The sequence below is a fragment of the Paenibacillus sp. FSL R7-0312 genome (genome assembly GCF_038004445.1).
Lineage (GTDB): Bacteria > Bacillota > Bacilli > Paenibacillales > Paenibacillaceae > Paenibacillus_AQ.
Genome location: NZ_JBBORE010000001.1, coordinates 6,521,987 through 6,542,576 on the forward strand (window position 1 = coordinate 6,521,987; position 20,590 = coordinate 6,542,576).

Genomic DNA, 20,590 nt, shown 5'->3' on the forward strand with positions numbered 1-20,590 from the left:
ATAAGCACGTACAAGCACGAAAGACCGCAGCTTCCGCGGTCTTTCGTCCCTATCTATAAACAATCCCATTCGCATCCCGGTCTGATGAGCGGGAAGATGCTATTAGAGTTAGAGTGAGGCTTCCCTAGTTAATCTTGGTGAGCAGCCACTTCTGGGCATCTGTTCCGTTGTCGGTCCATTGCTGCACTACCGCACCATCCGCTGTAGAGGACGAGGAGACATCCATAGCCAGCCCGCTCGCTTTGGATATAAGCTTATAGTAACCGCCACCTACATCGATGATGCTCCAGCGCTGGGCATTGCTGCCATTGTCATTGGCCTGCTGCAGCTGGACGCCGCTTGCAGTGGAGGCATTCGGAACATCCAGCACCTTACCGCTATGCATCGCAGTAAGCTTGTAGAAGCCATCCCCTGTGCTCTCCACTCTGAACTGCTGGTTGCTGGCAGTATAATTAGTCCACTGGTGCATTTTGGCCCCGTCTGCCGTGGAGACATCCTTCACATCCAGCACTTTGCCGCTTACTTTGGACATTAATGTGTATACTCCGCCGCTGACAATACCGGTCGATGGAGCGCCTGCCTGATACACACGCACATAGTCAACCAGCATTTGTGCCGGGAAGCTGGTAGCACTGTTCGGTGCGCCCGGCCAATTGCCGCCTACCGCAAGGTTCAGCAGCAGGAAGAACGGTTTCTGGAATTCCTCTGTATTGCCTGTTCCGTTCTCAATATAGAATTGATTGAACTGGTTGCCGTCAACGAACCACTTGATATATTTCGAATCCCACTCCACGCTGTACACATGATACTGGGAGAAATCCAGACTTCCGGACACCTGCCCGTATTCGGCATGCCCGCCTGCATCCCAATGCACTGTACCGTTGACGAAGGCGTTATTATTCACCCGTTCCATAATATCCGTTTCCCCGGAGGCCGGCCAGCCGGCCGTGGTGATATTGGAGCCCAGCATCCAGAATGCAGGCCATAACCCCTGACCGGAAGGCAGCTTGATTCTGGCTTCTATTTTGCCATAGGTGAAATTCTTGAGGCCCTGCGTCTTGATCCGTGCTGAGGTATAATTCATGCCGCCATAGGATTCCTTCTGCGCTGTGATTACAAGATTGCCGCCGGTAACCTGCAGATTCTGTGTCCGGTTCGTATAATATTGCAATTCATTGTTTCCCCAGCCGCCGCTACCGGTGCCGGTCTCGGCAGTCCAGTTGGCGGTATTCAGGGAAGAGCCGTCGAACTCATCGCTCCAGGCCAGATTCCAGGTTGATGCTGCGCTGGAATTCCCCGCAGGCACCAGTGCGATCAAAAGCGTGAACAGCAGAAACAAACTTAAGACTTTTCCTCTTCTCAACATCGTTGTCCTCCTCTTTGCTATTCAAGGTTGCCCATCCTATTTCAATGCACGTGTACGTTCGTGCAGTTGAAACCTAACCCAACCGGTTTCGGAAAATGGCATTTGAGAACGTCTTCATCCGCTACACCCCATATATATCGTTTTTACTCCCGGTAAGAACTGTAATTTTGACAATTCAGCGAACCCGGCAGAAACGGAAGGAGAAGTGACCGTATGGACCTATGTACTTTTATCTTTGCAGCAAAAGACCGCTTCCATAGAGGAGCGGCCTGTGCTTATCTTACTCTTTTACCTGCATTTTACTCCATTCCGTGTTCTTCACGGATTTTGTACAAGCCCTGCAGCAGCAGCTCCGAAGGATCGCGGTTCAGCTGTAAATGCGTCAGCAACAGATGAAGCGGAATCGCGCATACGTTGTTCCCGTCAGTGATTGCAGGGAATCCTGCTTCAAAGACCGGTCCGTGCTCCGGGTTAAAGGCCAGGCCTGCATGAACCTGCTCCGGTGCGAATTCTTCACGGACAGCGGCGATGCACATGGGAACCAGTACATTATCAACAACGGCCTTGGCTTCCTCTTCACTCGGAAGAGGCTTAGGCAAGGAGTTGCCTCCCTTGGTCTTCATCAATTCGTGGAAGAAGGAGGCCATCCAGATTTCCGGACTGCTTCCGGACTGGAATCTGCCGGCCAACTCACGAAGGAAGAACCCGCAGTAATAATCATCGTTGGCACTGTCCTTGACACGATACACAAACACCGGGCCGTAAGTATCCAAATTCAGAACCTGGCCTTCCACTTCACTGAAACTCATTTTTAGAGCTACAATGCCGTTATGAAAAACAGCCTTCAGCAGCTCGTTCCATTTCTCTTCGGTCATGACCTTCTCGGCAGCTTCTGCTTCCCCGTTTGTTGCCTCATTGGCGGTCTCATTGGCTGTCTCATTGGTTGTTTCATTTGTCATAATTATTTTCACCCCTCTTCCTATCATACCATCCTATTGAACAAGGTAACATACCATATCTCTCAACTCAAATGGAAAGCTCTGCCGGCTCAAATGTATGTCCCTAATCAAAAGTGCTATACTAAACAGATGGAGTCACCATTTCATTTCGTAGAAGGGAAGGACAAATATCCATGAATACGAAACAATTGGACAGAATTCACACAGGCCAAGGCTTTATAGCTGCTCTGGATCAGAGCGGGGGAAGCACACCCAAAGCGCTGCTGCAATACGGCATTAAGGAGGACCGCTACTCCGGTGACGAAGAGATGTACGCGATGGTCCACGGGATGAGAACACGCATTATTCAGAGTCCCGCATTTAATTCGGAGCATATCCTCGGCGCTATTCTTTTTGAGAACACGATGGACCGTTTCATAGACGGACAATTAACCGCCGATTATTTATGGGAAGAGAAAGGCATCGTGCCTTTTTTGAAAATCGATCAGGGACTGGCCACGCAGGAAAATGGGGTTCAGCTCATGAAGCCCATTCCCGGTCTGGATGACCTGCTGGAACGGGCGGTCAAGAGGAACATCTTCGGCACCAAGATGCGCTCAGTGATCCATGAAGCTAACGCGGAGGGTATCCGGCAAGTCGTAGAACAGCAGTTTGCTGTCGCGGAGCAAATCGCCGGTTACGGGTTGGTTCCGATCATCGAACCGGAAGTAGACATTCTCAGCCCGGACAAAGCAGCGTCCGAGCAGCTGCTGAAGCGGGAACTGGCCGCCCAATTATCCACTCTGGAAGAGGGCGTCAAGGTCATGCTGAAGCTGTCACTTCCGACCGAAGATAATCTGTACAGCGAACTCGCTGCAGACCCGCATGTAGTCCGCATCGTGGCATTATCCGGGGGCTATACCCAGGCAGAAGCGAATGAGAAGCTGGCCCGCCAGCACGGACTCATTGCCAGCTTCTCGCGCGCCCTGTCCCAGGGACTCAGCGATCAGCAGAGTGATGATGAATTTAATAGCATACTTGCTGCGTCCACCCTTGCGATCTACGAGGCTTCCATAACTTGAAGCCTCGCCGCTCTGCCTTTTCTCTTAAGTTTCCACCCAATCTATAGAGTTGCTTGATTAGCAGACGAAGACCCCGGGACTAATGTCCCGGGGTTTCTTGGTTAAATAAGCCAAACATAAGACTAATCCCAAAGCAGTAACCGCCCCATTGCTAAAGGTCCATCGGAACGGAATAATCTAAAATGTTGTAAGGATTGCAACTTGAGTCTGAGATGCCTGGGGCTACGGGTGAATTGTTGTATGAAATACAGGAATTCTCCCGCTAAACCGCTTGGAGAAGGAGTAATGCTGTATTTCATACAACATATTCCATATTAGCACCGGTTAGTGAAGAAAATGTTGTGCTTTTTGCAGGATTTTGCGACCAACGAGAAGTTTCTCGCGGCAACAGCAGCTATACGTTCTTCAAACGCGCGGCTTCCGCCCGCACAATTGGCGCCACTTCAGTTCCGAAGAGGCGGATCGCCTCCATAACCTCCGCATGCGGCATGGAGCCGTGTGGCACATGCAGCAGGAACCGCGTAATCCCCACGTGCTGGTATAGGTGGATGATTTTGCGGGCAACCGTCTCCGGACCGCCGACATATAACGCTCCGTCAAAGCTGCTCGCCGCATCATAATCCGCACGGTGATAAGGCGGCAGCCCCTTCTCCACCGCCCGGACATTCGTCCGCGCGTGAGTGGACGGGAAGAACTTCTCTAGCGCCAGCTCATTGCTCTTCGCAATGAAGCCATGCGAGTGCGAGGCAATCGGCAGCTGTGACACATCATGCCCGGCCTTGGCCGCTGCTTCCTTGTACAGCCGTACATGCGTAGCATAATCCGAAGGATTCACATTGCCGATAATCGCCAGGGCAAACGGCAAGCCCAGTGTGCCGGCACGGACCGCAGACTCCGGACTTCCCGCACTCGCAATCCAGACAGGCAGGGGATTCTGCTCCGGACGCGGATAAATCCCCAGATTATGTATCGCTGGACGGTGCTTCCCGCTCCAGCTCACCTTCTCCGACTCGCGGAGCTTCAGCAATAAATCCAGCTTCTCGTCGAACAGTGCTTCATAATCCTTCAGATCATAGCCGAATAACGGAAACGACTCCACAAACGAGCCACGGCCCACCATAATCTCGGCACGGCCGTTCGAAATCCCGTCCAGTGTGGCGAAATCCTGAAATACACGCACCGGATCAGCTGACGAGAGAATCATGACTGCACTGGTCAGGCGGATTCTGTTCGTCAGCGGTGCAGCAGCAGCCATTAGAACCGCAGGCGATGAAGCTGCAAAATCAGGCCGGTGATGCTCACCTACGCCGTATACATCCAGTCCCACCTGATCCGCGAGCACGATTTCCTCCACCACTTCACGCAGCCGCTGCGCGTGGCTCAGGGTCTCACCGGTATTCACATCAGGCGTTGTCTCGACAAAGGTGCTTATTCCAAGTTCCACTTGTTGTTCCTCCTAAAAGTTATGTTAGCATCTGCTCCATGGGAGTCCCATTCGCAAAACTTGCTTCGAAAGCATACGCCTAGTCGTAATCCTTATATTTTAAATCTAAATAGTTAAATATTCAAAAACTAAATTACTTCACCAGTTCCTCCAGGCTGCCGAAAAGATCCCGGACTGATTTCAGCTTCGACTCGTTACCGACCACACAGAAGTAATTCTGCTGCGTCACTGCCTGTAGTAGGCCGGCATATTGCCTGATATCTTCGGAGGTTGTTGATAGAATTTCATTCCGTTCCTGCTGCAGAGCTGCACCGGTAATCTGCTCGAAATAATACCGGTCCGCCTGCCGGCCCTGTGCGCCGGGACTCAGCGGCTGGTCAACCATCGCCAGCGTGCCGATGATCGCCTTCGTCATCTCCTCTTCATCTGCTGCAAATTCTCCGGCAAACAAATATGCCCGGTCATAAATCTCCAGCGTCTCCTGCAAATTCGGATCACGGTAAGAAGTAAACAGGAGCACACCGTCTCTGCGCAGAACGAGATTGCCGCCATAAGCTCCGCCCTTGACCCGGACAGCATTCCACAGATAGGTCAGGCTGAGGATTCTTTTGAGCACCTGCAGCTTGCCGGAATAAGCAAACCCCAGCTTCGTGAAGTCATATCCTTTGACCACATACTGCACCTGGCTGGCAGACATGAACCCTTCGTTGCCCGCCTGGTCCAGCGCAGGCAGCAGCGGCAAGAACTTAACCTGCTGGTCCCGCAGATCCAGCTGCGCCAGGTGTGCAGTGAATTCCGCATACGTATCCAGCGTTCCGGTTACGGACAGTGTTACATTCTGTGTATTAAACAGAACCCCGCAGATTCCCTTCAGAATATCCGCCAGCTGATCAGCCTCCTGGTCAATCCGGCCGGCCAGCTCTTTGATGAAGCGGTAATAGGCCATACCGCCGAGCTGCTCCTCATACATCCCTCTATCTGTGAAATAAGAGAGCACCCGGCCGGCTGCAATTTCATTGCCTTTCTGGTTCAGCATTGCTTCCATGCCGGAGGCTTCCCGGCGGACAATCTCCTGCAGCTTGGATAAATTATTCAAGCTGCTATTGTAGAGCAGCTCGTGCAGCAGCTTCAGGGAACCGCCGATGTTGCCTTGCATGACCTTGATGCGGGCGCTGAATTTGGGCTGGTAGCTTCCTTCGTCAGCTTTGCCGGCCCCAAATATCTCATTCTGAAACCGGATGCCGCCGGTTGTGATCCCGATTTCACTGGTCAGCTCTTCAATGCTGTAAGCCGCAGTCTCCAGTTGCCCCAGCACCCTCGCCAGCAGTTCCAGATAAGGTATCTGTTCTGCCGCCAGAACCCTGGTGTCCCAATACAGCTTAATATAGGCGATGGTTCCCGCAGCCGCTTCATGATGCAGCACTGTGATTCCATCCAGTCTATGCTCCTGGGTAGCCACCCCTGGCGGAGCGCTGCGGTCAATGTCCTGAAGGGACAGCTTCGGAAGCTTCTGCAGATCCTCCACGGCATCCGGACGGTTCTGCCGGGCCAGCAGCTTCTGCGTATTCAGCACCAGCTCTTCGAGCTGTACCGGCGTCAACGAGGCTTTATATGCAGTCAAACGGCTACGGGCCGCCGCCTCCTTGTCTGCCGCAAGGGTCTGGGAAGGCTTCAGGACAACGACGCTGCAGTGGTCGCTATTCAGCAGGTAGGTCTCGATCAGCCGCTCGAAATACCGGTTTGCACTTTGTTCGCGGATAGCCGCAATTGCAGCTTCATACTCCAGATACGTGGACGGCAAGCCGTCATACAGCCAGGCCTTCATCACTTCCATATTATAGGTCAGGCCCTTCGGGTACTGGTTGAAGTCTGCTTCCCGCAGTTCAAATTCCTTGCTGTTCACCGCGGCCAGCACCAGCTTCTCATCCAGGCCGTCCGCGGCAAGGCGGCTTAACGTCGTTCTGACCAGATTCACGAAGGCCTCTTTGGCGGAGGGATTAGAATGAGTCAAGGCAATGCCAAGCATAGGCTGGACCATACTGTCGGAATAGAAAGAGACCACATCCTTGCCGAGTCCGCTCTCCAGCAGAGCCTGTTTCAGCGGAGCGGCGTTGCTGTCCATCAGCATGCTTTTCAGAATGGCAAAGGCCAGATTTAGCTCCCGGTCCAGGGAGGTTCCGATTACATAGTTCAAACTCACGTATGTCTTATCAGCGGCGGTTTCGGACTCCAGAATGGGATACTCCGCCGTAAGCTCGGTTATTCCTGTCGGCTGCTGCAGGGCAATCCCCGTATCGATATCCTTGCGTTTATAGCGGCTGAGATATTCCTCGTGGATGAATTGCAGCCTCGCTTCGATATTCAAGTCTCCATAGAGATAGAAATAACTGTTGGACGGGTGGTAATAACGGCTGTGCGCCTCCAGGAACTGCTCATAGGTCAACGCAGGGATATGTTCCGGATCTCCGCCGGAGGAATGACGGTATACCGTATCCGGGTAGAGCGACTTTTTGATCCGGTCGATTAATACCGTGACAGGTGAGGAATAAGAGCCTTTCATCTCGTTGTAGACGACACCCTTATAGATCAGCTCATCCCCGGAACGCGGCAGCTCGTAATGCCAGCCCTCCTGCTCAAAAATCTCCCGCTGGCTGTAAATGTTCGGCTGGAACACGCTGTCCAGATAAACCTCCATTAAGTTGGCAAAGTCCTGTTCATTCCGGCTGGCCACCGGATACATCGTCTTGTCGCCAAAGGTAAAGGCGTTCAGAAATGTTTTCATCGAGCCCTTCAGCAGCTCTACAAACGGTTCCTTTACCGGATACTTATCCGAGCCGCACAGGACCGAATGCTCCAGAATATGAAACACTCCCGTGCTGTCCGCAGGCGGAGTCCGAAAAGTGACACTGAACACCTTGTTATCATCCTGATTCTGTACGTATAGCAGCCGCGCGCCGCTCTGCTGATGCTCCATCGTATATACCGAGGATTCGATTTCCCGGATATACTCCTGACGCATGACTTGAAACCCGGAATAGACTTGGCCTGTGATTAAGCTGCTCATAGATTTCCCTCCTTGGTTCAGGACTGGCCTGATGCCATGAGCTTATCATATCCGGGCTTTCGGGTTCCACTGGGGAATGTGCGGACGCCTCTTTTACCGGAGCCATTCCTCCAAATGCGCTGCCACGAATTCATCATCCGTGAGATGGGGATAATCCCTCGTGACTCTGCTGATCTCCTCCAGCTGCCCGGGTGAGAGCTGCTCCTCCGGATTCAGGCACCATAAGCCTTCAAGCAGCCCCTGGCGGCGCAGCGCCTCATGAATGCCCGGAATACAGCCGTGAAATTGATGGGCCGGATCAAACAAAGCCGCGTTGCTGTCGGTCACCTCAATGCCAAGGGTCAGCCAGCTGGATGACAGGGTAGCCTCATTGCGGATTTTTCGGATCGTATCCAGAAGGTGAACCGCTTTGCTTGTCCAGACCGCCCAGTGACCAAGAAGCCCGCCGACAATTTTCTTCTCCATGGGTTCCCCGTTAACCTTGAAGCGGTAGGTGGTGAGCAGATCCGTGACGATATTATCGTCATTGCCGGTATAGAGAGCGATTTCGCTGCTGCGGCTGGACTCCATCACCGCCCGGACCACATCGAGGCTCTGATAACGGTTGAACGGTGCCATTTTGATCGCGATAACGCCTTCAATCTCTGCAAAGCTCCGCCAAAAGTTAACGCTTAAGATCCGGCCGCCTACAGAAGGCTGCAGATAGAAGCCGAAGACAGGAATCACATCCGCCACTCTCCTTGTGCGTTCCAGCAGCTGCGCCTCGCTCCAGTCCTGCAGTCCGCCCATGCTGAGAAGTCCCGCCTCATAGCCCAGACCTGCCGCGAGCTGCGCTTCCCGGACAGCCTGCTCCGTGTCTCCGCATATGCCTGCCACCTTCAGGAAAGGACGGGTAAGGCCGGCACGCTCCACTTCTTCCGCAGCCAGCCTAAGCACCGGCTCCAGCAGCCCGATCCCGGGGTCCCTGATTTCGAACTGCGTGGAATGCACGGCCACAGCAACTCCGCCTGCCCCGGAGGCGATATAATAACGGGTCAATGCCCGCTGGCGGCGCTCATCCAGCTTGCGTTCTGCCGTAAGGGCCAGAGGATGCGCCGGAATCGCCAGACCTTCATGCAGCGCTTCATAGAGCTCCGGAGTTAACGGTTGTCTGCTCGCTCCCATTAATAGTTGCCCTCCCGTTCCTGAAAATGTGTCGGCTTGTTCCAGGTCTCGCTGCCCGCAGCCACCCAGTCCGCGACCCAATCGATCATCTGTGCCAGCGATACCCGGGGATATCCGAAGGAAGCCGCTGCCTTCGCAGCATTGCTCAGCAGGGCTTCCGGGGCTTCTGCACCCGTGAAGACAGGCTCAGTCCCCAGCCTGCGGCCGATTTCCGCGGCCGCCCAGCGCAGCGACACCGTCTCCGGTCCGGTGATGTTCATGACATTCGGCGGCGAGCTGCAGCGGAGCAAGGCGCGCAGGGCAAGCTCATTGGCATCTCCCTGCCAGATGACATTGGCGTGCCCCATCGTCAGATCGATGGGCCGCTGCTCCTTGACGGATCGGGCAAGCTCCAGCAGAACGCCATAGCGCAAGTCTATGGCATAATTGAGCCGGTAGATGAACATCGGCGTATTGTTCTTATGCGAGAAATGCTCGAAGATCCGCTCTCGCCCCAGACAGGACTGTCCATACTCGCCGTTCGCATTCGGTGAGGTGCGTTCCGTTGCTCCGCCTTGGCCCACCGGCGTGAACGGGTAGACATTGCCTGTCGAGAAGACGACAATCCGCGAATCGCGGAAGCGCTCCGCCACACGCCCAGGCAGATAAGCGTTCATCATCCAGGTGAAATGCTCATTGCCTGTTGTGCCGAATTTATTGCCGGCCATGTACAGGATATTCTTCGTGTCAGGCAGTGCCCGCAGCGCGCTGTCGTCAGACAAATCCGCCGCGATCACCTCCACTCCGGCTTCAATTAATTCTTGCTTCAATGCCTCATTCGAGAAGCGGGAGACGCCAATTACCTTCTTGTCCAGCCCGGCCTCCCGGATGGCATTCACGGCCAGCCTGGCCAGGCTCGGGCCCATTTTTCCGCCTACTCCGAGCAGCATGATATCCCCGTCGAGCTGGGCGAGCTCCTCCAGCAGTGCGGCAGACGGACGGGCCAGCCGGTCTTCCAGCTCCTGAACAGACCGGATCACAGCTTGCGTTGGCATTTGCATAAGAATTCTCCTTTAGGTGGATAAAATTTATGGTTAGTCCTGCTTGGCTCCGTCCAGCAGCTCCCGGCGAAGCTCTGCCGGCAGCAGGAAATCGAAATCACAGCCCAGATTCGCCTGCAGCACGCGCTCATGGAACAGCAGGCCGTAGCCTCTGTCATAATGGGGCTCCGGCGCCTTCCAGGCAGCCCGCCGCCGGGCCAGCTCCTCATCCGGCACCTTCAGGACCAGCCTTCTCGCGGCAATATCCAGCTCGATTTCATCGCCGTCCTGTACCAGCGCCAGGGTTCCTCCTACAGCCGCTTCCGGCGCCGCATGCACGATCAGGGCGCCGTAGGAGGTACCGCTGATCCGTGCATCAGAGATGCGGACCATGTCTCTTATGCCGCGCACCAGCAGCTTCTGCGGGATCGGGATCTGCCCGATCTCCGGCATCGCGGGCGCACCTTTGGGGCCGGCGTTCTTGAGCACCAGTACACTGTGCTCATCTACCGCAAGCTCCGGGTCGTCGATCCGCAGCTGGAGATCCGCCGGGCTCTCGAACACCACGGCGCGCCCGGTGTGCCGCTTCAGATGCGCTGATACCGCCGTCTGCTTAATCAGCGCGCCATCCGGGGCCAGATTGCCGCGCAGCACGGCAATTCCGCCCTCTCTGTCCAGCGGCTCCGCCACGCTGCGGATCACCTCCCGGTCCAGCGTGACCGCCTGGACCAGATTCTCCGTAACCGTCCGGCCGGTTACGGTCAGGCAGCCGCCATGCAGCAGCGGCTCCAGCTCCTTCATCAGCGCAGGCACGCCGCCTGCTTCGAAATACTCCTCCATCTGATATTTGCCCGAAGGCCGCAGATTCAGAATGAACGGCGTCCGGCGGCTGATGTCATCGAATGTCTCCAGCGGCAGCTTCCGGCCCAGCCGCTGGGAAATCGCCACCAGATGGATGATGGCATTCGTGGAGCCGCCGCTGGCCATCGTGACCGTGATGGCATTCTCCATTGCCTCTGCCGTCATGATGTCGCGCGGGCGGATATCCCGCCGCACCAGCTCTACAATCTGCTTGCCGGTCCGCTCAGAGAGATGCCTGCGGCGGCTGTCCGGCGCGGGGATGGCCGCGCACCCCGGCAGCGCCATGCCAATGGCTTCGGCAATCGAGGCCATGGTGCTGGCTGTGCCCATCACCATGCAGTGCCCGTCGCTGCGGCAGATGGCGTCCTCCGCCACCGCCAGCTCCGCATCGGTGAGATTTCCCGCTTTATGCTCCAGCGTGAAGCCGTAGCAGTCGGTGCAGGCGCCCAGGCTCCGTCCGCCCAGGCGGCCGTTCAGCATCGGCCCGCCCGTGAGCACAATGGCCGGAATGTTCACACTTGCCGCTGCCATCAGTTGGGCAGGCACTGTTTTGTCACAGCCGCCGAGCAGCACCACCCCGTCTATGGGGTGGCCCTTCATCATTTCCTCCGTGTCCATCGCCATCAGGTTGCGCAGCAGCATCGTCGTCGGCTTGACATAAGGCTCGCCGATCGATATCGTCGGGAATTCCATCGGCACCCCGCCAGCCTGCCAGACCCCGCGCTTCACATAATCCACCAGCTCATTAAAGTGCGAATGGCACTTGTTCAGCTCACTGAAGGTATTGCAGATGCCGATGACCGGCTTGCGCAGATCCTCTTCTGTATATCCCATCGACTTTGTAAACGAACGGTGTATGAAGCCCCACAGATCTTTTTCCTGGAAATAGGCTTCACTCTTCAGTCTGCGTCCGGCGGCACCGCTCCCGTCACTGTCCGCCCGGCTGGTTTCCGTATGCTCCTCCATGCTCCATCTCCCTTTGGCTTCCAGCCTGCTGTTGTACCACTTAGACCAGCCCGAGGATTTCCGGTGTCGGCCGGTGAATAATGTCTTCAATGAAATCCTCCGCTACACGCGGCAGCTTCGTTCCCTCCACCAGATCATTGATCCGGTACAAGGCATCCAGCATCTGCTGCGTCCCGAAGAACGGATAGTCCGAGCCGAACAGCAGCTTGTCCTGCACCCCGTATTCCGCAGCGGAGACCAGTGCATTATAGAATTGCCACGGCCGGCTGCCGAGTGCAGACACGTCCATGTACAGGTTAGGATGCTTGCGCACCAGCGAGATGCATTCATCCACCCAGGGGTGGCCCATATGGGCTACGATCATTTTCAGCTTCGGAAAAGCCCTGGCAATTGGATCAAGCATCGCCGGGCGGGAAGCATCCAGGTACCCCTCTGGGACAAAGGATGTTCCCTGATGCCATAGAACCGGAACGTTCAGTTGCTCCGCCTTAGCATAGAGCGACATATGCTTCGGATCCTCCGGATAAAAGTTCTGATAGATCGGGGCCAGCTTCAGTCCCTTCAGCCCCAGCTCGCGGACAGCCGTTTCGAACTTGCCTACACAGTCCAGATCATTCGGATCTACGCTGGCAAAACCAAACAGCCTTCCCGGGTCCGTCCGGCAGTATTCCGCCACATATTCATTCGGCACCACCAGCCCGGTCGCAGACGCCGCCATCGCCAGTACTATGGCTCCCGAGAATCCTTCCAGGTTGCCCCGGTGCTGCTCCGGTGTAGCCTCAATATTCATATCCGGGCCCCAGGCACGCTTGATCGCCGCATCCGTAGGTCCGGCCACCATTCCCGGTCCAAACAAATGAGTGTGTGAATCAAAAATCATCTCTGCACCTCCTTCAAGCTACAATTCACTTCCGTTAGCCAGATGTCCGCCATCTACACGGACCGTTTCCCCCGTCACATACGCTGCTTCGTCTGAGGCCAGGAAGAGAAACACATTCGCAACCTCCTCTGGAGCCGCTGCCCGTTTCATCGGGGTATGCTCCGAATGGGACGGCAGTCCGCCTTCCTCACGCAGCCTGCGGTCCAGCGGGGTATCCACGAAGCCCGGTGCCACTGCATTGACCCGGATACCATACGGAGCCAGCTCTACCGCCATAGACTCTGTGAGCAGGATAACGGCAGCCTTGGAAGCATTGTAATGCGCAAGCTCCGCGCTGGCCGATATTCCGTTTTTGGAGCTCATATTGATAATTGCACCGCCCCCGCCCTGGCCAATCATCTGCCTGGCGGCCAGCTGTCCAAGCAAGTAGACCGCACGGACATTGATCTCGAAGACTGCGTTCCAGTGCTCCAAGGAAATATCGAGAAAGGATTCCCTATAAGCAATTCCTGCATTATTCACAATGATGTCAACTCCGCCAAAGTGCGCGAAGGCCCTAGCGGCAGACGCCTCAAGCTGTGCCGGGTCGCGCAGATCGCAGACCTCCGTGGTCCAGCTTCCGCTGTAGTCTGCCAGTTCATCAGCGGCAGTAAGCAGCTCTGCTTCGCTGCGGTCCAGCAGGACCACGCGGGCCCCCTCCTCCAGGAAACGGCGGGCAATCGCCAGCCCGATGCCCCGCCCGGCGCCGGTTACCAGCACTCTTTTTCCAGCCAGCCTCATGATGTAGACACCCCGCCTTCATGGTTTAGAGTACTCCGTATTTATCGTAGACCTGCCGCAGTGTGGAGCCCGCCAGCAGCTCATCGCGTGTATGATTCTCGCGTGTCGCCTTATCCGTCGCCAGTGCGAACACTTCATCAATGATGGCGCCCGGTATCACCACGACACCGTCACGATCGCCGAAGATAATGTCGCCGGGATTCACCAGCACACCTCCGCACAGCACCGGAATATCGTAGTCGATAACGATCCCGCGTCCCTGCGAATCTACCGGCTTGGTGCCGGTGGCGAAGACGGGAAAGCCCAGCTCCAGAATTTTGGCCGTATCCCGGATTAAGCCGTCCACAATGGCACCCCGCCCGCCGCGCATCTTGGAGGCCGTTGACAGTAGCTCCCCCCACAGGCCATTCTGCCTGGATTCATTCGTGCAGCCGATCACAATCTCTCCCGGCTTGACGCTGTCTACCGCTTCTATCTCCTTGGCGTAAGGGTCTTCCGGCAGATGATGAATATCCACGGACAGAACGGTTTTGGCACGTCCAGCCACCACCCAGGAGGGATCGACCGGATTGATATTCTCGCGCATCACTTGATTGCGGTAGCCGAGCTGATCCAGCGTATCGGAGATAACTGCCGAATAGAGCGTTTCACACATCGTATCGAATAGCTTCTGATCGTCCATTGTTCATCCCGCCTCTTTAATGTGGTTACATACCTTCAAATCCTGGCGTTACCTGTGCAGCTTAACCGGTTGTCCTTCCTGTACGGAACGATAGGCATTCAATGCGACCTCCGCCGATCTGAGACCATCCAGTCCGGTCACCGGTACAGGCGAGCCTTCCAGCAGCGCCTGCACGAATGCCTGCAGCATTAGTCCGTTCATATCGTCTCCCCAGAAGGACCAGCTGCCTTTGCCGGATGCTCTACCATACACATTGTTCTTCTGATTGAAGGCATCGATGGAGATGACTCCCTCTGTCCCGATGATCTGAAGGGTCACATCCCCCCAGGTGGGAAATCCGGGATTACGCGACCAGCTCGGGTCCAGAACGCCGAACACGCCATTTGCAAAAGTGACATGCACCATGCCGGAATCATCAATTGTCCGCTTGTGCTCAGGATCGAATAAGGTTCCCGCATAGGCATAGACCTGCTCGACCGTAGAGCTGGTGAACCAGTTCATCAGATCCATCACATGAACTGTATGATCCAGCACAGCGCCACCGCCCGAAAGCGAGGGCTCGGCGAACCACGCCGGACCCGGGAACGAACCTCTGTTGGTTCCTTTAAAAGCTATAATCTCTCCGATCTCCCCCCTGTCAAATGCCTCCTTGGCCCGGACCACCGGGGTTAGAAAGCGGCAGGGAAAAGCGGTCATCAGCTGGACCCCCTTGGCTTCACAGTCTGCAATCATCCGCTCCATCTCCCCGGCAGAGAGGCCAAGCGGCTTCTCGCAGAGAACATGCTTGCCTGCTTCAGCAGCGGCAAGGGTATGCTCCGCATGATGAACATTCTCTGAGCATATGATCACCGCATCTATCGACGCATCGGCCAGCAGTTCGCGGTAATCGCTGTAGTAAGGGATGGCATGGCGCATGGCCAATTCCTCTGTCCGCTCCGGCACGGGATCAGCGATTCCGCCTACGGTCACCTCCGGCATCTGCTGAAGACAGGCCAGATAATCATAGGCATGGGCATGGGCGAAGCTGATCATTCCCACATTGAGACGTCTCATAGAATCCCTCCTTTGGCATTGAGCTTAACGGGAAGTCCGGTTGCCCCTGAGCTCACGGCAGCTTCCGCCCAGCGTACAGCCTGAACGGCATCTTCTGCCGTGACCTTAGGCTCCGCACCGCTGGCAATGCACCGCAGGAAATGCTCCAGCTCTTCATAATAGGGATCTTTCAGCAGCACACTTGCCGGGGTCTCCACGAACCCCGGAGCAGACCCCGGGGCAGCTGCCCGCCGGACATGCACGCTCTCCCCGTCCGGTGTTCCGCCCGAGATAATGACTTCCGCACCGGCATATTCGAACGCTGTATGAAACGCGCCCGGATACCCCCAGAAAGCCTCCAGCTGAGCAAGGGTTCCGTTCCCGAAGCGGAAGGTCGCGGAAGCATAATTCATCGACTCCGTCCGATGCTCAAAGGCATACACCTCCTCCGCTTCGCCAAAGGTCCCGCGGATATAATCGATATCGTGAATCATCAGATCCACAATCACGCCGCCGCTCAGCGCCGGGTCTCGGAACCATTCCTGAACCTGGCCGGGATGCGAGCCTGCTCTCTTGGCATGATAGATGCCGCCCCCGCCTCCGCCATGCTGCCTGATCCCTTCCGCAAGCTGGCTGTAGGCGGGGAAGAAGCGGACCACATGTCCTACAAATAACCGGACACCCTTACTGCTGCAGTAACGGACCGCCTCCTCCGCTTCCCTGGAAGTCAGCGCCAGCGGCTTCTCGCAGATCACATGTGCACCGTAGTCCGCTGCCAGCCGTACCATCGGCACATGCAGATAGGTAGGTACAGCTATACTGACCACCTCCGGTTTCTCCCGTTCGAGCATTTCCTGTGCCGTCAGGTAATACTTCACACCTGCCTGCAATCCAAGCCTCTCGGCTGCTTCCCCGTTGATATCGCATACCGCGATAAGCTGAGCCTCAGCCATGGACATATATCTGTCCGCATGAATGTTTCCCATCCCGCCGCAGCCGATCACTGCTGTCTTGAGCATTCCGTTTCTCCCCTTTCCGAATGTAACTCTTTATTACAAAAGAACGGCCTGTCCGTATCTTCGGGTAGAATTAAGCTCCTTACAGAAGCACGGTCTGTCCGGTCTCCCTGCTCTCATTAGCCGCTTCAATAAAACGGATCAGCTCCAGGGTCACCGCCGGGCTTACGGGCGGAAGCGCTCCACCCGCCATCAACAGAAACTGCCTCAGCAGATTCTGATGGCCTGCCTCATAGTGCCTGCCCAGCGCATTCACTGCGGTGCTGCCCCGTTCCCTGTGCAGCACCGCAGTGAAATCGGAGCCGCCGGTCACGTTGCCGCGCAGGGTTCCGATCCGGCCGTCACTCCACTGCCCGACAGCCCATTCCTGGACTTCATTACTCTGGGCTCTCACCGAAATGCAACCTCCGCCAAGTGCCGCGTACAGCATCTCTGCGGTATGAATGCCGTACCAGAAGAATCCCGGCTGGGTCGGCTGCAGCTCGAGCGGACCGCAGCAGTCCGCTCCAACAATGGAGCCTGCACTCTCATCCTTCAGCGCTTCATTCAGCGGGTAGCCGAACCGGACCATCGAGCTGGAGAAAACGGGTGTCCCGCAGCTTGCTGCAAGCTCCATGATGGCCCGGGCATCCGCGCTGGTGACCGCAAGCGGCTTGTCGATGAACACCGGCTTGCCGTAGGGTGCGAGCACCGCGAACTGTTCACGGTGTACTCTTCCGTCTACAGAAGTCAGCAGGACCGCATCTGCTCTCTCGGCTACTTCTGCAATGGAAGACACCAGCTCGACACCGTAGTGCTCCTGCAGCTCCCTACTGATCGCTTCCACCCGTGAGGCGCTTAACGGGAAATCCGCTGAGCCTCCGGCATACCCGCAAGTCAGCCTCCCGCCGGGTACATGCAGCGGATGGGACACATGGTTCAGCAGCGAAGCATAGATTCTGCTGTGTGAGGTATCCATGCCCACCATACCAATGTTCAGCTCTTTCAACTCTGCACCTCCGCCCGCGTAGACTTGGGTTAACTAGTACTTGCAGCAACTGATGTGTTCTGTTCCAAATGGATGTTCAGGGATAGTTATATATAGTTGTATAATGTACAATCAAAAAAGCTCAAAAGGGAGGCTTGCATCATATAACTGCAGTCTGTACAACTAAATTTGCCCGAATGGGCCAGAACTAAGGTAGCGAGGCAGATTAGTTGTACCAAATACAACTAAACGGATCATGGGGTGAAAATCAGACGATTTAGTAGTACAAACTCCCATGACGCCTCTCCGTATATTTTTAAGTTCAATCTATATAGCAGTTAATGAACGCCCCCTTGTGCCTGCGGACAATGTAGATTAACTGTGGTATGCACGTTCCCTTACGCAACGTTCCAGCAGCGCCATGTATGCTTTTCCAACCTCTTCAATGCTATACACCGTTCTTGCCTTCTGCTCGCCCAAGGTCACCAAGCGTTCCCGCAGGGCGTTCTGTTCGAGCAGCAGGGCCACACGCCGGACACATTCCTCTTCATTTCCGGAAGCATACAGCGATACACTCAGCTCATCGTCCAGCAGCTCAGGCAACGCTCCGACCTCCGGCACGACAACCGGACACCGGCAGGCCATCGCCTCAAGCACAGTCATCCCGAAGGATTCATTGCTGGTAGTACTGACATACACCCCGCCACTCCCGGCAACCGCAGAATAATAATGGTGCATCTCTTCATAATCCACTTTGGGCAGCCACTCAAAATGCCGGATTCCCAGCTCCTGCACTCTCGCCCGGAGTTTGCCGGTAATTTCTTCGGGAGCGGTGTAACCGCCGACAAGCAGGAACTGCAGGTCCGGGAATTGCGTATTCAGCCTGCCTGCTATGTTCATGAAGGACTCCCAGTTTTTATGCCGGTCCAGCTTGCCTACCCACAATAGCGTAGGCGGACGCTTACCGGAGAGAGGCTCATATCTGAATAGACCGGTATCCAGGCAGTTGTTAATATGAAAAGCATCTGTAATCCCGATTCCCTCCAGCATTTCCTTCATATAGGTAGAGGGTGTGATGACATAGTGAAAGGGCAGACTGTCCCTGGATTCAGCCAGCATCCGCAAGGGCTCTTCATAGGTGGTGTGCACCTCGTGAATGATCAGCTTCCGTTCTTCCGCCGGTCCCAGCGCTTCATACAGCTCATAGGTATCAATGGTGATGATTACGTCAAAGTCATGCACCTTAATGTAGCTCCTGATTTCATCAGTTGTTCCGAGGATACGGACATGCGCATAGCCTTCAAAAGCGCCGGCCCCGCCGTAGTCCTCAAGAAAAGCAAAATGCACCTCCGCACGGCCGCGCAGAAACTTAAGCCTGTTCGCCAGCTGCGTGGTGACTCCGCCCAGCAGGCAAAATTTGTAGAAATATAGGATTTTCATGATTCCTCCTGACTTGCCGTAAAGGCCTGCATCCGGTACAGCGCGGTTGACCTGGCAAAAAACAGTTCCCCTTCGCCGTCCACCGCAAGCAGCCGGGCATCGTCGTCCAGCAGCTCAAGCCTGTCATGGCGCACATCATATTGGAACAGTATTTTCATTGCGGTCCCATACAATATGCCTTCCCTGTACAGCAGCTCGTTGCCTCCCCGCCAGAAGTGGGTCATTCCTTCCCAATCCGCCGGGCATACCCGAATCATCCTTTCAGTCTCCAGCGTGAACGGATTAAACAGGAAGAGCAGCCCTGCAGTGAGTCCCCATACCTTGCCTTCATCATCCAGCGCCAGCGCCGGGATGGCCTTTTCTCCCGGTACCGGAACGCCCTCCCACACCTTGCGGCGGGTGTTCACATCCCAGATCATCAGGGACGCTTCCGTCCGCTCCGGCGCTATGCCGAGCCCTCCCCAGACAGAGCCTCCGGCGAACAACAGGTCTTTTCCAGCGGCCAATGACACGATGCTCTGCTGCGGCAGCAGCCCTCTGAACACTTCACGCGCCCCGGTTCCGGGATGCAGCAGGGTTAATGCACCTCCATGCCGGCCGTAGGATGGTACGGTTCCGATAGCCAGCTCTTCTCCCGCCCGGGTCCAGGCAAAAGCACGGTCCTGTTCTTCGCCTTGCAGGGAGAAAGCCAGCCTGGGATTAAGGCCGGGATTCCATTCCCGTGACGGGTCATAAGCGAAAATATTCGCTTTGGGGTACACTCCCAGATACATAATGCCGCCGGCTTCCATCATGCCCTCAATCTGCCCGATCCCCCGGCGGGATATGATTTCCGAGGTGGCCGGATCGTAACTGGCCAGTCCGCCGGCGAAATAACCGCCGGTATACAATTTCCCTTCCGGCCCCCAAGCCAGGGACTGCAGGTGAACCGGCTGCCCCTGCAGCATGAAATCCATGACCGTGTGCCGGTCATGCTCCGGATCATAGATCCAGCAGGTCCCGTCCCTGTGCACACCTGCCAGGCAGCTTCCCTGCGGATTCAGCGGATGACCCTCCAGCCAGCCGTAGTCTCCTGCCGGTTCCGGCATGGCAAATGAAGTAGGAGTAAGTATGCCTGTTGCCAATGCATAACGCTGCAGAACATCATCCTTGATGAAATAGATGTTCCCGTGACGGTCAGGCGGTGACACACTGAGTCCACTTACATGATCGATAGAATTCTCCCACCGGCGCAGCTTCAGATCATAGATATATAATCTCGAACTCGGTGTTATCCGAATTATCAGCTTACTGTGTACAATATTCAGATCATACACCAGCTGCTCTGTGCGGCTCTCTTCCGGCAGGCTGATCTCAATCCGTCCACCTGTCTCTGTGTCCAGTTCCACAATATGCGGACACCGGGTTCCGGCCCCCACGTACAGCTTGCCCTCCAAGGCTTGCATGCACCGGGCATATTGCTCTCCGTCCACCATGGCGCCGTAATCTCTGAACTGTCCCGTGGACGGGTTATATTGAAAGACTTTGCCGCCCGGATAGCAGCCTCCATAGATGTTGCCTGCGTTGTCGGCGGCAAGCCGCCAGGTGTAGAACTCGCCTGGAATCATCTCCCCCAGGTTCTCGATGCCCTGTTCATGCGTAAATCTGTATAGAATCCCGCTGCCGCCGATGTAGATTCCGCTGGCCGCCGCAACCACTCCCCAGCAATGATCCGAGCCTTCCAGCGCGAATTGCTGCACCGGCTGGGTACCAGTAGGATCAAGTACAAACAGCATGCAGGGACTGCCGGAGGATACGGCATAGATCCGGTCCTGCCCCTGCCGCTTGCCATAGGCCGATGCCCATACCGCAAGCCCGTTCAGCGGCTCGCCGATCCGCAGCGCCTCCAT

16 protein-coding genes are annotated in these 20,590 nt (G+C 55.8%); 1 reads left to right on the plus strand and 15 read right to left on the minus strand.

The features are described from left to right. Positions 1–124: 124 nt before the first annotated feature. Complete coding sequence (locus MKX70_RS28435) at positions 125–1,366, minus strand: RICIN domain-containing protein (RefSeq protein ID WP_042234769.1); 1,242 nt, start codon at positions 1,364–1,366, stop codon at positions 125–127. A 299-nt stretch (positions 1,367–1,665) separates the two neighbouring features. Next, positions 1,666–2,325, minus strand: coding sequence for a hypothetical protein (locus tag MKX70_RS28440; RefSeq protein WP_042234767.1), 660 nt, complete (start codon positions 2,323–2,325; stop codon positions 1,666–1,668). Positions 2,326–2,498: 173 nt separating this feature from the next. Between MKX70_RS28440 and MKX70_RS28445 the strand changes: the two genes are divergently transcribed. Next, complete coding sequence (locus MKX70_RS28445) at positions 2,499–3,386, plus strand: fructose bisphosphate aldolase (RefSeq protein WP_340841342.1); 888 nt, start codon at positions 2,499–2,501, stop codon at positions 3,384–3,386. Between the two features lie 394 nt (positions 3,387–3,780). Here the strand turns inward: MKX70_RS28445 and MKX70_RS28450 are convergent, their stop codons facing one another. The 13 genes from MKX70_RS28450 to MKX70_RS28510 all read right to left on the minus strand — a co-directional run bounded on the left by MKX70_RS28450 (position 3,781) and on the right by MKX70_RS28510 (position 20,590). Further along, a complete protein-coding gene (locus tag MKX70_RS28450) occupies positions 3,781–4,830 on the minus strand; it encodes an Atu2307/SP_0267 family LLM class monooxygenase (RefSeq protein ID WP_340788587.1) in 1,050 nt (349 codons plus the stop codon). Between the two features lie 133 nt (positions 4,831–4,963). After that, positions 4,964–7,894, minus strand: a complete 2,931-nt coding sequence (locus MKX70_RS28455) for an insulinase family protein (RefSeq protein WP_340841343.1) — start codon at positions 7,892–7,894, stop codon at positions 4,964–4,966. Between the two features lie 93 nt (positions 7,895–7,987). After that, positions 7,988–9,058, minus strand: coding sequence for a dihydrodipicolinate synthase family protein (locus MKX70_RS28460; RefSeq protein WP_340841344.1), 1,071 nt, complete (start codon positions 9,056–9,058; stop codon positions 7,988–7,990). Next, positions 9,058–10,074: an NAD-dependent epimerase/dehydratase family protein gene (locus MKX70_RS28465; RefSeq protein WP_340790223.1), complete on the minus strand. Its 1,017-nt coding sequence runs from the start codon at positions 10,072–10,074 to the stop codon at positions 9,058–9,060. The genes MKX70_RS28460 and MKX70_RS28465 overlap by 1 nt, the downstream gene beginning before the upstream one ends. Before the next feature lie 57 nt (positions 10,075–10,131). Beyond that, positions 10,132–11,994, minus strand: a complete 1,863-nt coding sequence (locus tag MKX70_RS28470) for an IlvD/Edd family dehydratase (protein ID WP_340788594.1) — start codon at positions 11,992–11,994, stop codon at positions 10,132–10,134. Then, a complete protein-coding gene (locus MKX70_RS28475; protein ID WP_052416209.1) occupies positions 11,945–12,784 on the minus strand; it encodes an amidohydrolase family protein in 840 nt (279 codons plus the stop codon). Before MKX70_RS28475 ends, MKX70_RS28470 begins: the two co-directional genes overlap by 50 nt. A gap of 18 nt (positions 12,785–12,802) precedes the next feature. After that, positions 12,803–13,564, minus strand: coding sequence for an SDR family NAD(P)-dependent oxidoreductase (locus tag MKX70_RS28480; protein WP_042234758.1), 762 nt, complete (start codon positions 13,562–13,564; stop codon positions 12,803–12,805). A gap of 25 nt (positions 13,565–13,589) precedes the next feature. Next, positions 13,590–14,246, minus strand: a complete 657-nt coding sequence (locus MKX70_RS28485) for an RraA family protein (protein ID WP_042234756.1) — start codon at positions 14,244–14,246, stop codon at positions 13,590–13,592. A gap of 48 nt (positions 14,247–14,294) precedes the next feature. Further along, a complete protein-coding gene (locus MKX70_RS28490; protein ID WP_340841345.1) occupies positions 14,295–15,299 on the minus strand; it encodes a Gfo/Idh/MocA family protein in 1,005 nt (334 codons plus the stop codon). Further along, entirely contained in the window at positions 15,296–16,297 is a 1,002-nt protein-coding gene (locus tag MKX70_RS28495; protein WP_340841346.1) for a Gfo/Idh/MocA family protein, read from the minus strand. The genes MKX70_RS28490 and MKX70_RS28495 overlap by 4 nt, the downstream gene beginning before the upstream one ends. Before the next feature lie 79 nt (positions 16,298–16,376). After that, a complete protein-coding gene (locus MKX70_RS28500; protein ID WP_340841347.1) occupies positions 16,377–17,282 on the minus strand; it encodes a Gfo/Idh/MocA family protein in 906 nt (301 codons plus the stop codon). Positions 17,283–17,636: 354 nt separating this feature from the next. Beyond that, positions 17,637–18,701: a glycosyltransferase family 4 protein gene (locus MKX70_RS28505; protein WP_042234747.1), complete on the minus strand. Its 1,065-nt coding sequence runs from the start codon at positions 18,699–18,701 to the stop codon at positions 17,637–17,639. Beyond that, a complete protein-coding gene (locus MKX70_RS28510; protein WP_340841348.1) occupies positions 18,698–20,590 on the minus strand; it encodes a WD40 repeat domain-containing protein in 1,893 nt (630 codons plus the stop codon). The genes MKX70_RS28505 and MKX70_RS28510 overlap by 4 nt, the downstream gene beginning before the upstream one ends.

Bases quoted from the DNA above. Each gene is read 5' to 3' on its own strand.
- MKX70_RS28435 (WP_042234769.1), bottom strand. From the start codon at position 1,366: ATGTTGAGAAGAGGAAAAGTCTTAAGTTTGTTTCTGCTGTTCACGCTT.
- MKX70_RS28440 (WP_042234767.1), bottom strand. From the start codon at position 2,325: ATGACAAATGAAACAACCAATGAGACAGCCAATGAGACCGCCAATGAG.
- MKX70_RS28445 (WP_340841342.1), top strand. From the start codon at position 2,499: ATGAATACGAAACAATTGGACAGAATTCACACAGGCCAAGGCTTTATA.
- MKX70_RS28455 (WP_340841343.1), bottom strand. From the start codon at position 7,894: ATGAGCAGCTTAATCACAGGCCAAGTCTATTCCGGGTTTCAAGTCATG.
- MKX70_RS28460 (WP_340841344.1), bottom strand. From the start codon at position 9,058: ATGGGAGCGAGCAGACAACCGTTAACTCCGGAGCTCTATGAAGCGCTG.
- MKX70_RS28475 (WP_052416209.1), bottom strand. From the start codon at position 12,784: ATGATTTTTGATTCACACACTCATTTGTTTGGACCGGGAATGGTGGCC.
- MKX70_RS28480 (WP_042234758.1), bottom strand. From the start codon at position 13,564: ATGAGGCTGGCTGGAAAAAGAGTGCTGGTAACCGGCGCCGGGCGGGGC.
- MKX70_RS28485 (WP_042234756.1), bottom strand. From the start codon at position 14,246: ATGGACGATCAGAAGCTATTCGATACGATGTGTGAAACGCTCTATTCG.
- MKX70_RS28490 (WP_340841345.1), bottom strand. From the start codon at position 15,299: ATGAGACGTCTCAATGTGGGAATGATCAGCTTCGCCCATGCCCATGCC.
- MKX70_RS28495 (WP_340841346.1), bottom strand. From the start codon at position 16,297: ATGCTCAAGACAGCAGTGATCGGCTGCGGCGGGATGGGAAACATTCAT.
- MKX70_RS28505 (WP_042234747.1), bottom strand. From the start codon at position 18,701: ATGAAAATCCTATATTTCTACAAATTTTGCCTGCTGGGCGGAGTCACC.
- MKX70_RS28510 (WP_340841348.1), bottom strand. From the start codon at position 20,590: ATGGAGGCGCTGCGGATCGGCGAGCCGCTGAACGGGCTTGCGGTATGG.